Source organism: Pseudoalteromonas nanhaiensis, from assembly GCF_051235485.1.
Classification (GTDB): Bacteria; Pseudomonadota; Gammaproteobacteria; order Enterobacterales; family Alteromonadaceae; genus Pseudoalteromonas; species Pseudoalteromonas lipolytica_C.
The window spans coordinates 175,967-190,351 of sequence record NZ_JBPNYQ010000006.1 but is presented as its reverse complement, the minus strand read 5'-3'; the positions used below and the strand labels follow the sequence as shown (position 1 = coordinate 190,351).

The following is a 14,385-nucleotide window of genomic DNA, read 5'->3' as shown; positions in this document are numbered from 1 at the left end:
TTGCGACAATGCTGTTTATAAATTCTTCATTTATGATTTTTTAAAACAAAATGCTCATGAGTATTTATTGGCTTCTTGGTGCGAATTTAAAACGAGTAAGCCTTTAATTGTCGATAGAATTGAAGTTAAAACCCTAAACTAACCATCAGGGTTTTAACTTTGACATTTTTAAGGCTTAGCCGAAATAGGCAGTATTGAGGTATAAATGAGTAAATACACCAGCAAAGTAACCCAGTAAAATGACAGGCGACCATTTTAAGTGGCTATTAAATGTGTAAATCCCTCGTGCTTGGCCCATTAGTGCAACACCCGCGGCTGAACCTATCGATAGTAAACTACCGCCAATCCCAGCTGTTAGGGTGATCAAAAGCCATTGACCATGAGACATCTCTGGCATCATTTGAAGAACAGCAAACATCACAGGAATGTTATCTACTACCGCTGACATCAAGCCTAATATAATATTTGCGCCAGTTGCAGACCAATTCGTATAAAGTAAATCAGAAAGCAGTGCTAAATAGCCTATAAACCCTAAACCACCGACGCAAATAACAATACCGTAGAAGAACAATAATGTATCCCACTCAGCGCGTGATACCCGGCTAAATACATCAAAAGGAACAACGTTACCTAGGCGAGACAAGCGCTCTTTATCTCCTTCACGCTCTGCCATCGCGCGTTTTCTGGCAAGCGAGCCGGGCAGGGTGACTCGTAAAAAGTAACCAAAAAATTGTAAGTAACCTAAACCCATCATCATGCCTACAACAGGAGGTAAGCCAAAGGCTGTTTTTAGTACTACGGCGGTTAAAATTGTTAATAAAAACAGGCATAAGATTCGTAGCGCACCGCGTTTTAATTCAATATCTTCGTCGACAGTATCAGGGTGCTTATTATTGATGAATAATGACATTACCGCCGCTGGAATGATATAGCTCACAAGAGCAGGTAAAAACAATACAAAAAACTCTGTAAATTCAACAACGTCAGCTTGCCAAACCATTAGCGTGGTAATGTCTCCAAACGGGCTGAATGCACCGCCGGCATTGGCTGCTATCACAATATTAATGCATGACATGGCGATAAAGCGGTTATCATTTGCGGCAACTTTCATTACGACTGCACACAATAGTAGCGCTGTTGTGAGGTTATCGGCGATGGGTGAAATACAAAATGCCAGTACGCCACTGATCCAAAATAATTGTTTATAACTAAAGCCTCTGGCGACCAGCCAACAACGTAGGCCATCAAACAGTCTGCGCTCTTCTAAGGCATTAATATAGGTCATGGCGACCAATAGAAATAGCATCAGTTCAGAGAACTCTAGCAAGGCATGGCGAAATGCATCTGTGCTCAAGTCTGACATATTGTAAGCACTGTATTGCCAAGCAATTAATGTCCAAATGATACCAGCAGCAACAAGAACGGGTTTTGACTTACGTAGATGGATTTTTTCTTCAAGGATAACCAGTACATAAGCGAAGATAAAAATGACAAGGCAGATAATACCAACAGGGTGGGTGAGTAGATCGATAGTACCGGTTGACGCAGCATGAGCTTGGCCAGCGAAACTTAGCAAGGACAGGATCAATCCTTGTAGTAGTTTTTTCATTGTATGTTCCAATTAATTCATTTTAATTTCGTTACGGGTTGTGTGCATGTAGCTGCAGACATTTTAGATTCATTCTTTTGGTTATGTAACAAATTAGTAACTAAGAGGTTAGTATTTTGAATATAAATATGGATGATGGCGAGAGCAGACCAGTTGATTAATCTATAAATTAATCAATAAGTTGTGGGGATTTGAATTGAAAAGGGCTGCATAGTGCAGCCCTAACTTGAAAATTATGCAAAGTGTTTCTCTAAATCGTCAGAACCACCTATATGCTCACCACCTATAAATACTTGTGGTACCGTTTCACGGCCTGAAATGGCTTTTAAACTCGTTAATGAAGCATGTTTACCTAAAATAATTTCTTCGTAAACATAACCTTTGCTGTCTAACAATGCCTTAGCTTTTGTGCAAAATGGGCAGTTAGGTTTAGTAATAATGCTCACTGGCTCAGGCTTTACTTGAGCTGGGTTAATATATTCAAGCATTGTATCAGCGTCAGATACCTCAAATGGGTCGCCTGGCTTTTGTGGCTCAATGAACATTTTTTCAATAACGCCATCTTTCACTAGCATCGAGTAGCGCCAGCTACGTTTGCCAAATCCTAAGTCGTTTTTGTCGACTAGCATACCCATGCCATCAGTAAATTCGCCGTTGCCATCTGGTAATAGGGTGATGTTTTGCGCTTCTTGATTTTGTGCCCAAGCATTCATTACAAAGGTATCATTTACTGATATACACACAATGTCATCAACACCATTTTGCTTAAACACACCTGCAAGTTCATTGTAACGTGGCAAGTGAGTTGATGAGCAAGTTGGTGTAAATGCACCGGGTAATGCAAATAGCACAACCGTTTTACCTTTAAAAATTTCATCAGTAGTTACTGACTTCCATTGCTCGTCTACACGGGTTGCGAATGTAACGTTTGGTACTTTTTGACCTTCAATATTGTTTAGCATTGTTTTAATTCCTCTTGATTTGTTGAGTGCTATTATGTCGCCCATAGCTTAATAGTTCCAATCGTTTGTTTTTATCGATATGATAGTTAAAAACTATTGATGAGTTTGCGATGAATTTAAAAGATTTTGAATATGTAAAAGCGGTGGCGCAGTTTAAACACTTTCGTAAAGCCGCAGATGCTTGTTATGTCAGTCAGCCAACTCTTAGTGGACAAATTAAAAAGCTTGAACAAGAGCTTGGAGTGACAATATTTGATCGCTCTACTAAACAAGTAACCTTAACTGCACAAGGAACGCGTTTACTTAGTCAAATTTCTCTCATCCTTGAACAAACTAAGGTGCTTAAAGAGTTGGCGGCAAGCTCTCACGATCCACTCAAGGGGAAGGTTAATGTTGGTATTATTCCTACCATCGCGCCTTATTTATTGCCGACCTTGTTAACTTCAATGAAGCAGGCCTTCAACGAAACACAATTTTCATTTATTGAAATGCAAACCGCACAAATACTGACAGCACTCGATGCCGGCGATATTGATATTGCGATTGTCGCTGATGTGCCAGATTTAGCGAGCTATCATATTTCGTCTTTGTATAAAGAAGATTTTTTAGTGGCAGTGTCTGAACAACACCCACTTGCAAGCCGAACAGAGGTGGCACTGCGTGAGTTAAACGAATGCGATATTTTAATGCTAAACGAGGGGCATTGCTTTAAAGAGCAAGCTGAACAGTTCTGTTTTTCGGCAGGAGTTGAAGTGTCTAATCAGTACAAAGGTAATAGCATCGAAACTTTACTTGCGCTGGTGGCGATGAATGACGGCATTACCTTTGTACCAAAACTAGCATGTACAGCACGTGCAGGAATAAATTACCTTACGATGAAACCAAACCAGCAACGTCATGTGGTTATTGCAACGCGTAAGCATTACCCACATATTGCTGGAGTAGAGCTGTTAGCGCAATGGCTAAGCCATCATGAAGGTTTAAAAGCTCATTTGCTCTTTTCCAGCTAGTTCAACAATATCGTTAATCTGAATATTTGGCAGTGGCTGTTGGTCAATACTTATTGCAACCGCAGACTGCTGATAAAGCTGTGTAACTTTTAACTGGTTTAACGTGGTTATCTTATGGGGCAACTTGTTACCTTGCGCATCGGTTAAGTAATTATGATGTGCAATATTTAGTATTTGCCCTTGTTCAAGACCATGCGCTTTACCAAGATTAATGATTAGCCTATCGTTTTCAATATGTAGAATTTTACCTTGAGTAGGCAAGCAAGCCATAACTGCTTGCAAGTCATAGGTCAATGTTTGGTTTATGTCGGTAATGGCTTTGCCATAATCGGTTGCCCAAAATCGGTCGCTGTAAACATCGATAATTTCGGTTTTTTTGTATGGCCAAATCCCTTCTGTTTGGTAGCTTTTTTGCCAAAGTTTTTCGTATGTCGTGCCATCAAATAACACATAGTCAACTTTGTATGCGCGCTTAAAACTATCGTCTTGCCAAAAAGCATAGTCGTTATTGATTTTATGGTTGACCGATAAGTCGCGAATACGACTTAACAATACATATTGCGAATTGCTGCGGCTGGTGATCTCTTCAAGTAATGCATTACTGTAGTCATATTGCTGTGTAAAGAAATGATCGACTCTAAGCGGCAAATTATAATAAGCCGTGGGTTTAGCAGCCATTTGAGTGTTCTCTAAGCTGGTATACAGGTGCTCACTAATCGCTTTGTTTACGTCAAAAATTTGGCCCATACGAGCTTGTTCACGATTAGCCAACTGGCTTTGTGTAATTGCAATAAATTTAGTGTATTGATTTGCTGGGCACTCTTCAGCTTGTGGGAAAATATCTAAACGCAGGGTAATGGCATAGGTGTCGTTATGGCGGTTTTCGCTGATCAATTCAATTTTTTGTATTTCACCATGACTACTGATCTTTAGTTGATCTTGTGTCAAAACCCCGTCAACTAAGGTTTGTACAGAGGAAACTCGAGCGCCAGAGAATACTAAAGCTTGCGTTATCGCATCTTTTATCGCGGCTGATTTTGCTTGACTAGTATCACCATTTTTGACCGTAGCATGCCCTGTAGACTCAAACCATTGAGCTAAACTATTGTTTGAAAAAACAATTGCACTGACTAAACCAAGCCATTTTATATTTGCCATAATTTTAACTTTCATGCTGACACCTAGCATTGATACTCATAGATTACAGGTAAATGAGCAAGGACTGTACCAGATGTGGCATTAAACGTGCATATTTACGAGAAATGAGTTCTAAGCGGAAGCAAATTATGCGAGCACTTTTATTAAGCGGGCTAGTTGCCTGCACAGCATTAACAGGCTGCAGCAGTATTTTCGACAAGCATGTCGAGTATCGCTATGTAGAGCCTGATAATTATCCAGTACTAAAAGCAATAGGTTACGCGCCAATTAGCGCTCAACCAAGTAGCAATGAGTCGCAACGCACCTTACTTGCAATTAAAGCGTCAAAGCTTGAAGCTTACCGTGAACTTGCTGAGCAAGTGTATGGGCAAAAAATTTCCGCAGGCACAACAGTGCAAAATAGTATTGCTCAAAACGATCAATTACAAAGCCAGGTATTAGGTGTAATAAAAGGTGCGCAGGTTATAAAAACTTATGCAGTAGGCGATACCTACGCAACAGAATTACAACTTGATATGAAACGCGTACATGACCTTTATATTGGCGAAATAAAACCACGCGAAGTTAAAAAAGTAACCTATTACTAGGTTACAACATCAGAAATGTATAATCTGCTCTAAAAAATAAAGCGCGATAATTTGGTATTATCGCGCTTTATTTTTGTATTCAATTTAATATCAGTTGCTAGGCTTTTAGGTTATGTACAATTGTTTTGTCGCCTTGAACCACACTGCCGCCTTGGTCGTAGGTCATCGATGAAGGCGAACCGATTAAGATATCTTTAAGTTGTTTAACACTTAGTTGAGCTTGATGCGCAGCATGAGCGTTAACATCGTTTTTCTTTTTACATTCAGCAAGTAGGCTGTTCACTTGCTTAATAAGAGCAGTAACGTCGTCATCTTTAGAATCATTATTGACTGATAGTTTCTGCACTTCTTTGTCGATAGTTTGAATTTGTTGCAGCAAAGAGATTTTCTGTTGGGCAATACTTTTTAACCCTTCGCCACGTTTCGATGCGATTGCATTGAGTTCATCATCTAAAAGCGCAGCAATAGACTCCAAGCAAGAAACTTGTTGTGTTAGTTTACTGGCAATTAAATGATTAAGATTAGCCATAGACATCAAACTCAAATGCGGCGATGTTCTTCGCTAGTTTTTCAGCATCAATTTGGTATTTACCTTCACTAATTGCTTTTTTTAGCTCGGCAACTTTGTTACTGTCAAAACCAGACGATTGCTCTGCTTTTTCTTGTAAAGATTTAAGCTGTTTAGCTTGAGGTGTTAAGCTTACAGAATCTGCACTTGCTTTTGGCGCAGCTGACTTAGCTTCAGCAGCGTTAGCATTATCTTTTTGTAAATCAAGCTTTTTTTGCTTGGTATTTGTCAACACAGAGGTTTGTTGTTGACCATTATTGACATTGCTTACCATAATATTTGACCTATACATTACCCAACATATGCCTTTATATCGGCAGGCAGAGCGGATACTTTAGCATAAATATAAAAAATTAAATATTTACCTGAACAGACTCGACACCATCCACACGTGCATTTAATACTTTACCTGATTTTTTGTTTTTTACACGCACTAATTCGTCTAACGTACCATCTTCAAGGGCAATGCCTGTCGTTTTAATTCTAAGGCCTCGTAGTGAAGCGTAAATAGTCACGTTGTCGCCTTTACAAACCATGCAAACCTGACTCATTACAATTGGTGTACCGTCACGCAAATTGCGCTTAATTCGACTGCCAATAAGTATAGACTCATCTTGCACATATTGCGTTCTAACAAACTGTTTTGGTTTCATTTCAAGGCGTAAATGTTCAGCCCTGATCACTTCACCACGGCTTAAATGAGTTGTCACAACAACCACAGGCTCAAGCTCAATGATGCGCACGTGTACGTATTGGGTCCAACTATTTATATCTTCGCACTTAAGTTGTACAGTTACCTGCCGATTAAAAGGAGGTGTTGTTGGTACTTCTTTACTTAAAGGTGATTCACACGCTCTGTCGGGTATGCGGCTATCAAGCGGCAATGCACTCACTTGTGGTGTACTTTCTAGATCAGTAAGCTGCTCACTAACAAAATCGATAGCGATCTGTTGAAGCTGCTCGTTTTTATATACTTCTGCATGCACTTGTGTAATGGACAACAAGCTAGCAAGGAAATAAAAAACACTGTATCTTCGGCTTTTTTTTAACAAACTCATATTGTTTCGACTATGCTTATGGTTGAAAACAAGGTATAAATATTTTGCGTCAAAAAACAGACGCTTTGTAACCTTATGTAGCTTTAACACAAAGAAAGCAATTATTGTTCCGGCTCTGATTGTTTATCTTTAGGAGATTGAAATGGCAGGCATTTTAGACTCAGTGAACCAGCGCACGCAGTTGGTTGGGCAAAACCGCCTTGAATTACTATTATTCAAACTCAGAGGGCGACAACGCTTTGGTATCAATGTGTTTAAAGTGAGAGAGGTTTTGCAATGCCCACCACTCACAAACATGCCCAAATCTAATGCTTATATACGAGGCGTAGCTCACATTCGCGGTCAGACTATTTCAGTCATTGATTTATCAATGGCCGTTGGCGGTCCTGCTATCGAAAATATCAAAGACAGCTTTATTATCATTGCCGAATACAACCGCTCTGTGCAGGGGTTTTTGGTTGGCGGTGTTGAACGTATCGTTAATATGAATTGGGAAAAAATAATGCCCCCACCATCAGGTGCGGGTCGTTATTCTTACTTAACTGCGGTCACCGAAATCGAAAACGAGCTGGTTGAAATTCTAGACGTAGAAAAAATCTTGAATGAAATTTGCCCTGTAAATACAGAAGTAAGTGCAGAAGTAGTGGGTGATGGTGAAATCCAGCGAGACTTAGGTGAACGTATTGTCTTTATAGCAGACGACTCTGCTGTTGCGCGAAACCAAGTTAAACGAGCGCTTGAGCCATTAGGTGTGCAAACTGAACTCGCTAAAAATGGTAAAGAGGCTTTATTACGGTTACGTGAGATTGCAAAACTCGATTGCCAAAATGATATTACCGAACGCGTAGGGTTATTAATTTCAGATGTTGAAATGCCTGAAATGGATGGTTATACCCTTACGGCAGAGATAAAAGCGGATCCAAAATTATCACCTTTGCATGTGATCTTACACACTTCTTTAAGCGGTGTATTTAACCAAGCAATGATCCAAAAAGTAGGTGCAGATGATTTTATTGCAAAATTTAACCCTGACGAATTAGCAACGGCTGTTAAAAAGTGGGTTCATTGTGATTAATTATTTATAGGTGGTATTACTTTGGAAAATAAGCACTTACAACAAAGCGAATACGATCAATTTCGCTCTTTTCTAGAGCAACAGTGTGGCATTGTGTTAGGCGACAATAAGCTTTACCTAGTGAAAAGTCGTCTTGCGCCATTAATGGTGCGCTTTAATGTTGAGTCTCTATCGCAGTTAGTTAGTAAAACGCTCAGTCCACATGAAAGACAGCTTCGTGCTGCTGTTGTGGATGCGATGACGACGAATGAAACCTTATGGTTTCGTGATCAATACCCATTTGAATTGCTCAAAACAAAGCTGTTTCCTGAGTTGAAAGATGTGCGTAGGCCACTAAAAATCTGGTCAGCGGCAAGTTCATCAGGCCAAGAGCCGTATTCAATTGCTATGTCGGTTGCTGAGTTTCAGGCGAAAAACCCTGGCGTACTTAAAATGGGCGCGCAGATTATCGGCACTGATATATCTAATACCATGCTTGATATGTGTAAAAATGCTGAATATGACTCGTTGGCACTGGCCCGTGGTTTATCAATTGAAAGACGGCAAAAGTTTTTTAAAGACAGCGGCAATGGCATGGCGCAGGTGATTGATCCAATCAAAAAAATGGTGAGCTTTAGGCATTTGAATTTATTAGATTCTTACGCCTTAATGGGCAAGTTTGATATCATTTTTTGCCGCAATGTACTGATCTACTTCTCTCCAGAGGTAAAAGCAAAGATTATCTCTCAATTTGCTCAGGCCCTTAATCCAAAAGGGTATTTATTTTTAGGGGCATCTGAATCTATGGCTGGCTTAAGTGATAGCTTCGAGATGGTTCGTTGTAACCCAGGTATTATCTACCAGAAAAAGTAATCTCTTCTTAGCAACCTAGCTCTTAGGTTGCTAAATTATTTATTATTCAAAAGCTTACCGTGCTTTATCTATCTAGTTAATTTTGGCTTGCCTTTTGCATCTGCACTAGCAGAGTCAATTTTTTGGAGATGGTTATGGCTATCAGTTTTGATAAAGCATTTGGTGTGCACCCGCATGCAATGTTGATCCGTTCACAACGCGCTGAGTTATTAGCGACAAACATCGCTAATGCTGATACGCCGGGCTACAAAGCAAAAGATATCGATTTTGCGGCGGCTCTAAAAGCGGCAAAAAGCAACCAGCAAGGCGGCAATAACATGGTGCGAACTGACGCAAAACACCTTGCCGGTGGCAGTCGATTTGTTGGTAACGCAGAAATGTTTCGTACGCCAAATCAAGCAGATACAGGTGATGGTAACTCAGTTGATATACAAGTGGAACGAAACTTGTATGTACAGAACTCATTAGAGTATCAGGCAAGCCTGCAATTTATGAGTAGTAAAATTAAAGGCCTTAAAAAAGCCCTCGGTAGTCAAGGAGCTTAATCATGAGTTTATATAATGTTTTTGATATTTCAGGCACTGGTATGAGCGCGCAAAATGTGCGTCTTAATACAACAGCAAGTAATATCTCGAATGCGAATACGATTAGCTCTAGTCAAGACAAAACATACCGAGCGCGCCATCCTGTTTTTGCTGCGGAGTTGACAAAAGCGTCAGCAACACAAAGCAATCCTCAGGGCTCTTCTGTTGGCGTAAAAGTGTTGGGTATTGTTGAGAGCGATAAGCCTCTGCAAATAGAGTACAACCCTAATCACCCCAGTGCGGATGAAAACGGTTATATCTACAAACCTAACGTTAATGTCGTAGAAGAAATGGCTAATATGATTTCTGCCTCTCGCTCTTACCAAACAAATGTGCAAGTTGCTGATGCAGCTAAGCAAATGTTAAGTAAAACACTGTTGCTTGGGCAGCGGTAACCGAGGATAAGTTATGAGTAACGACATCAGCAGTGCGTCATCCACGTATTTAGATAATTTACGTTGGCAGGACAATCAAAACAAACCAGAAGAGAAAGATGACACTTTAACGCAAGAAGACTTCTTCTCGCTTTTAACACAACAGTTGTCGTTTCAAGACCCAAGCAAGCCGGCTGATAATGATCAAATGATTGCTCAGATGACCAACTTTACCATGGCTGAAGGGATCTCGAATTTAAACTCAAAATTTGATGCACTTACTGCGTCAATGACATCGAACTCGGCATTACAAGCTTCGACCTTAGTTGGTAAACAAGCACTATTAGAATCAAATACGATTGATTTTGATGGTAGTAACGTTGCTAAAGGTTCGGCAATTGCAGAAACGCCTGTTGAAGATCTTACGCTTCGCATTACTGATGAGTCAGGTCAACTTGTACGTACCATCAGCATGGGCGCTCAATCGGCTGGCGCAGTTCGTTTTGAGTGGGATGGTAAAAATGACGATGGAGAGCTTTTGCCTCCAGGCGAATACGAAGTTAAAGCTGAAGGATTCCAAAATGGTGACTATAGCAGTCTACCTTTAGCGACTTTCAAAAATATTGAAAGCGTTAATATCAATGGATCTAGCGGCATTATTATTAATACTAAAGAAGGCGCGGTTAGGCTAACTGATGTTGCAGAAATCGCTTAATTACACAGATTAACTAGTTAGCCTAGTGCTACAGATTGACACTTTAGAGGTGACTTATGAGCTTCAATATTGCATTAACCGGCCTTGCTGCCGCGCAAAAAGACTTAGATGTAACAGCAAACAATATTGCTAACGTTAACACCACAGGCTTTAAAGAGTCTCGTGCTGAGTTTGCTGATGTGTACGCATCATCAGTATTTAGCTCAGGTAAAACTAAAAATGGTGACGGCGTAAGAACTACAATGGTGGCACAGCAATTCCACCAAGGTTCATTATCTTTCACTAATAACTCACTGGACTTAGCAATTACTGGTGAAGGTTACTTTGCCATGGCAAATGACCTAGGTGCACAAGATTTTACATATACTCGTGCTGGTGCGTTCAAACTTAATAAAGACAACTTTATTGTGGATGCTAGCGGAAACTACTTACAAGGTTTCCCTGTTGATGAAGCAACGGGTGATACAACTTCTGTTAGTTTAAGCACCTCTTCTGCGCTACAAATTCCTGATGCATCAGGTTCTCCACGCGCTACGACCAATGTTTATTCGTCGTTTAACTTAGATTCGCGTGCATTAACGCCAGCAGTTACACCATTTGACCCAGAGACAAGTGCATCGTACAACAGTTCAACATCAACAACGGTGTATGATTCTTTAGGTGAGCCACACATTTTACAGTTCTTCTTTGTTAAAACTGACGCAGCAGTGACTGGTAATGACAATGAATGGCAAGTGTTTGCAACACTTGATGAAAAGCCGTTTGCTGCTAATGGTACTGAGCAAACTGTGTCGCCATATACACCTATTTCAACTTTTCAGTTTGACTCAAGTGGTTTACCTCAAAGCACTGGTGGGACTCCAAATACTGATGCTACGTTTAATCCATTAACAATACCTTCAGGCGGTATATCTGGTTTATTATCTAACGGTGCGAGTTTCCCTGATGATGTAAACATCAATTGGCGCGATGAAGCTGGTACAACGAATAAAATACCGACTCAATATGCAAGTAACTTTGAAGTGAAAGCGCTAGAGCAAGATGGTGCGACTGTAGGTCGTCTATCAGGTATTGATATTGGTACAGATGGTAAAATCGTTGCTTCTTACAGTAATGGTGATACTTCATTCTTAGGCCAAGTGGCAATGGTGCGCTTTTCTAATTCACAAGGTTTACAGCAAGTGGGTAACACGGCATGGAAGAAAAGCTTAACCTCTGGTGAGCCAATTGCCGGTGAACCAGGTTCAGGTACATTAGGTTCAATTAACTCATCAGCTCTTGAGCAGTCAAACGTTAACTTAACAAGTGAACTTGTTGATTTGATCAGTGCACAACGTAATTTCCAAGCAAATTCACGTGCATTAGAAGTTAACTCAACACTACAACAAAACATCCTACAGATCCGTTAACCTTAACGGCTCTGAGCTTAATCCGACACGAAGGCTGCTCCCTCAATTGGCAGCCTTTTTTCATTTTTACCATCCTGTTTATGCGTCAATTTTACTTTGGCACTTTTATTGCATTTCTTTAGTTATCGTATTTTTAGTGAGTCAATGTTATGGACAAAATGGTCTACATTGCCATGTCTGGTGCCAAGCAAAGCTTGCGTGGTCTTGAGTTAAAGGCTAACAACCTTGCTAATGCTAACACCACTGGCTTTAAAGCTGATTTTGCACAAGCGCGTTCCATGCAGGCTTTTGGTGAAGGCTTGCCATCACGTGTGTTTGCGATGCAAGAGCGTCCTGGTTCAAATATGGAGTCGGGTGGATTCGTTGAGACAGGCCGAGAGCTTGATATTGCCATGAGCGACCGTGGTTGGCTCAGTGTGCAAGATGCATCAGGTAACGAAGCTTATACCAAAACAGGCACACTAAACATCACACCTGACGGCGCATTGATCACCAGCCATGGCCGTCAAGTTATTGGCGAGGGCGGGCCTATTATCTTGCCTTTGCCAATTGAGAAGGTTGAGTTTAGCGAAGATGGCGCGATCCAAGTGCGCCCGCAAGGTGCGCCTGCCAACTTTTTAGAAGTGGTTGACCGCTTAAAAGTGATCGAAGCTGATAACACTCAGCTTGAAAAAGGTAATGACGGTTTATTTAGACCAAAAGAAGATATGTTGGTCAATGATCTTTGTGGGTTCTGTGATATTTCACCCAATGTAAAAGTACTGTCAGGTACGCTTGAAATGTCGAACGTTAATCCAGTCCATGAAATGGTCGACATGATCAGCAACCAACGCCAATTTGAATTACAAGTTAAATTGATGAAAACAGCCGAAGAGCTTGATGAGCGTCAAGATCAGCTGTTACGCATTGTTTAAGATGACTGAGAGGGTAGAGTTATGAATCCAGCATTGTGGATCAGTAAAACCGGGCTTGACGCCCAGCAAACCGATATTTCGGTGATCTCAAATAATCTCGCGAATGCCAGCACGGTCGGTTACAAAAAAAGCCGCGCCGTATTTGAAGATTTACTATATCAAAACATTAATCAACCAGGTGGTCGTTCGTCTCAAGATACTGAAATGCCATCAGGTTTAATGCTTGGTGCCGGTGCTAAGGTTGTAGCAAACCAAAAGAACTTTTCGCAAGGTAATATGTTAACGACCGAAAACTCACTGGACTGGATGATTTCAGGACCAGGTTTTTTTGAAGTACAGTTACCTGACGGCAATATTGCTTACTCACGTAATGGTCAATTTACGACAGATGAAGACGGTCGTATCGTAACTTCAGGTGCGGGTTTCCCGTTGCAACCTGAAATGAATGTGCCAAATGATGCGCAATCAATTACGGTGTCACAAGATGGCGAAGTATCTGTTCGTGTAGCAGGTCAGGCAGAAAATGTGGTAATTGGTCAGCTCACTATAACAGACTTCATCAATCCATCGGGTCTTGAGCCAATGGGGCAAAACTTATACACAGAAACAGCTGTAAGTGGCGCACCAGTGCAAGGTAATCCGGGGATTGATGGTTTAGGTACTGTGGTACAAGGTTCGCTTGAAACGTCAAATGTAAATGTAACTGAAGAGCTGGTTAATCTGATTGAAACGCAACGAATTTATGAAATGAATTCAAAAGTGATTTCAGCAGTGGATGAAATGCTTAGTTACATCAATCAACAGTTATAAGTCGTAGGAGGCAGCATGCGTAATCTTATCTTAGTCACATCAGCAGCATTTATGCTGGGTGGTTGTATAACAACGCAAAATCATCATGTGGTTCAGGATGACCCTTACTATGCGCCTATGTACCCAGAGCCTACAACAGAACAAATGGTGCCAACAGGATCGTTGTTTGATAGCTATACATCAAACGATTTGTACTCTGATAAAAAGGCACTGCGTGCTGGCGATATCATCACTGTTAAATTGCAAGAGTCAACGCAAGCAACCAAAGCAGCAAAAACCGAAACCGATAAAGAAACAGATGCTAACTTAGACCCTGTAATTGGGTTAGGTGGTAATCCGGTTAACATTGGTGGTGACAGCATTCAATTTGGCATTGGTTCAGGGTCATCATTTAAAGGTGACTCAAAGTCGAATCAATCGAATAGTCTATTTGGTGATATCTCTGTCAATGTGATGCGCGTTTTACCTAATGGAAACTTAGTGATCCGTGGTGAAAAGTGGCTCACGTTAAATACCGGTGAAGAGTTTATTCGTTTGGAAGGGTTAGTTCGTCCAGAAGATGTCTCAGCAAGTAATACAGTCACGTCAAACCGTATAGCGAATGCACGTATACAATATTCTGGTAAAGGGCAAATGCAAGAAACACAAAGTGCTGGCTGGCTTTCTCGATTCTTTAGCAGTTCGCTTTTCCCATTTTAGA

At 40.8% G+C, this 14,385-nt stretch carries 17 protein-coding genes; 11 read left to right on the top strand and 6 right to left on the bottom strand.

The window, feature by feature from the left end; all coding sequences use genetic code 11:
* Nucleotides 1–175: 175 nt before the first annotated feature.
* Complete coding sequence (gene nhaD / locus ACSFVZ_RS08320; RefSeq protein ID WP_135923810.1) at nucleotides 176–1,609, bottom strand: sodium:proton antiporter NhaD; 1,434 nt, start codon at nucleotides 1,607–1,609, stop codon at nucleotides 176–178.
* Nucleotides 1,610–1,842: 233 nt separating this feature from the next.
* On the bottom strand, nucleotides 1,843–2,571 hold the full coding sequence (locus tag ACSFVZ_RS08315; protein ID WP_138557383.1) for a glutathione peroxidase: 729 nt from the start codon (nucleotides 2,569–2,571) through the stop codon (nucleotides 1,843–1,845).
* Nucleotides 2,572–2,681: 110 nt separating this feature from the next.
* On the opposite strand from ACSFVZ_RS08315, the gene ACSFVZ_RS08310 reads away from it, so the two are divergent.
* On the top strand, nucleotides 2,682–3,581 hold the full coding sequence (locus ACSFVZ_RS08310; protein WP_235382555.1) for a LysR substrate-binding domain-containing protein: 900 nt from the start codon (nucleotides 2,682–2,684) through the stop codon (nucleotides 3,579–3,581).
* Here ACSFVZ_RS08310 and ACSFVZ_RS08305 read toward each other — a convergent pair.
* Nucleotides 3,552–4,754, bottom strand: coding sequence for a flagellar assembly protein FlgT (locus ACSFVZ_RS08305; protein WP_435558596.1), 1,203 nt, complete (start codon nucleotides 4,752–4,754; stop codon nucleotides 3,552–3,554). The two genes, ACSFVZ_RS08310 and ACSFVZ_RS08305, sit on opposite strands and share 30 nt — an antisense overlap.
* A 113-nt stretch (nucleotides 4,755–4,867) precedes the next feature.
* On the opposite strand from ACSFVZ_RS08305, the gene ACSFVZ_RS08300 reads away from it, so the two are divergent.
* Nucleotides 4,868–5,326, top strand: coding sequence for an LPP20 family lipoprotein (locus tag ACSFVZ_RS08300; protein ID WP_135923814.1), 459 nt, complete (start codon nucleotides 4,868–4,870; stop codon nucleotides 5,324–5,326).
* Between the two features lie 97 nt (nucleotides 5,327–5,423).
* Here ACSFVZ_RS08300 and flgN read toward each other — a convergent pair whose 3' ends face one another.
* From flgN to flgA, 3 genes are all read right to left on the bottom strand, one after another.
* On the bottom strand, nucleotides 5,424–5,855 hold the full coding sequence (gene flgN, locus ACSFVZ_RS08295; RefSeq protein WP_435558595.1) for a flagellar export chaperone FlgN: 432 nt from the start codon (nucleotides 5,853–5,855) through the stop codon (nucleotides 5,424–5,426).
* Nucleotides 5,848–6,168 (bottom strand): flagellar biosynthesis anti-sigma factor FlgM, encoded by a 321-nt coding sequence (gene flgM, locus ACSFVZ_RS08290; protein ID WP_135926250.1) that lies wholly within the window; start codon nucleotides 6,166–6,168, stop codon nucleotides 5,848–5,850. Before flgM ends, flgN begins: the two co-directional genes overlap by 8 nt.
* A 79-nt stretch (nucleotides 6,169–6,247) precedes the next feature.
* Nucleotides 6,248–6,952, bottom strand: coding sequence for a flagellar basal body P-ring formation chaperone FlgA (flgA, locus tag ACSFVZ_RS08285; protein WP_435558594.1), 705 nt, complete (start codon nucleotides 6,950–6,952; stop codon nucleotides 6,248–6,250).
* Nucleotides 6,953–7,094: 142 nt separating this feature from the next.
* On the opposite strand from flgA, the gene ACSFVZ_RS08280 reads away from it, so the two are divergent.
* The 9 genes from ACSFVZ_RS08280 to flgH all read left to right on the top strand — a co-directional run bounded on the left by ACSFVZ_RS08280 (nucleotide 7,095) and on the right by flgH (nucleotide 14,384).
* Nucleotides 7,095–8,027, top strand: coding sequence for a chemotaxis protein (locus tag ACSFVZ_RS08280; RefSeq protein WP_135923817.1), 933 nt, complete (start codon nucleotides 7,095–7,097; stop codon nucleotides 8,025–8,027).
* Between the two features lie 21 nt (nucleotides 8,028–8,048).
* Nucleotides 8,049–8,879: a CheR family methyltransferase gene (locus ACSFVZ_RS08275; protein WP_135923818.1), complete on the top strand. Its 831-nt coding sequence runs from the start codon at nucleotides 8,049–8,051 to the stop codon at nucleotides 8,877–8,879.
* 134 nt (nucleotides 8,880–9,013) lie between these two features.
* Nucleotides 9,014–9,424: a flagellar basal body rod protein FlgB gene (gene flgB / locus ACSFVZ_RS08270; RefSeq protein WP_135923819.1), complete on the top strand. Its 411-nt coding sequence runs from the start codon at nucleotides 9,014–9,016 to the stop codon at nucleotides 9,422–9,424.
* Nucleotides 9,425–9,426: 2 nt separating this feature from the next.
* Complete coding sequence (flgC, locus tag ACSFVZ_RS08265) at nucleotides 9,427–9,858, top strand: flagellar basal body rod protein FlgC (RefSeq protein ID WP_135923820.1); 432 nt, start codon at nucleotides 9,427–9,429, stop codon at nucleotides 9,856–9,858.
* 13 nt (nucleotides 9,859–9,871) lie between these two features.
* Nucleotides 9,872–10,552, top strand: a complete 681-nt coding sequence (locus tag ACSFVZ_RS08260) for a flagellar hook assembly protein FlgD (protein ID WP_135923821.1) — start codon at nucleotides 9,872–9,874, stop codon at nucleotides 10,550–10,552.
* Nucleotides 10,553–10,608: 56 nt separating this feature from the next.
* The gene (gene flgE, locus ACSFVZ_RS08255; RefSeq protein WP_138557386.1) at nucleotides 10,609–11,961 is read left to right on the top strand and encodes a flagellar hook protein FlgE; all 1,353 of its coding nucleotides are present in this window, start codon (nucleotides 10,609–10,611) and stop codon (nucleotides 11,959–11,961) included.
* A gap of 149 nt (nucleotides 11,962–12,110) precedes the next feature.
* The gene (locus ACSFVZ_RS08250) at nucleotides 12,111–12,875 is read left to right on the top strand and encodes a flagellar basal body rod protein FlgF (protein WP_054553307.1); all 765 of its coding nucleotides are present in this window, start codon (nucleotides 12,111–12,113) and stop codon (nucleotides 12,873–12,875) included.
* 21 nt (nucleotides 12,876–12,896) lie between these two features.
* The gene (gene flgG, locus ACSFVZ_RS08245) at nucleotides 12,897–13,685 is read left to right on the top strand and encodes a flagellar basal-body rod protein FlgG (protein ID WP_135923823.1); all 789 of its coding nucleotides are present in this window, start codon (nucleotides 12,897–12,899) and stop codon (nucleotides 13,683–13,685) included.
* Between the two features lie 15 nt (nucleotides 13,686–13,700).
* Complete coding sequence (gene flgH / locus ACSFVZ_RS08240) at nucleotides 13,701–14,384, top strand: flagellar basal body L-ring protein FlgH (protein WP_135923824.1); 684 nt, start codon at nucleotides 13,701–13,703, stop codon at nucleotides 14,382–14,384.
* Nucleotide 14,385: the final 1 nt, after the last annotated feature.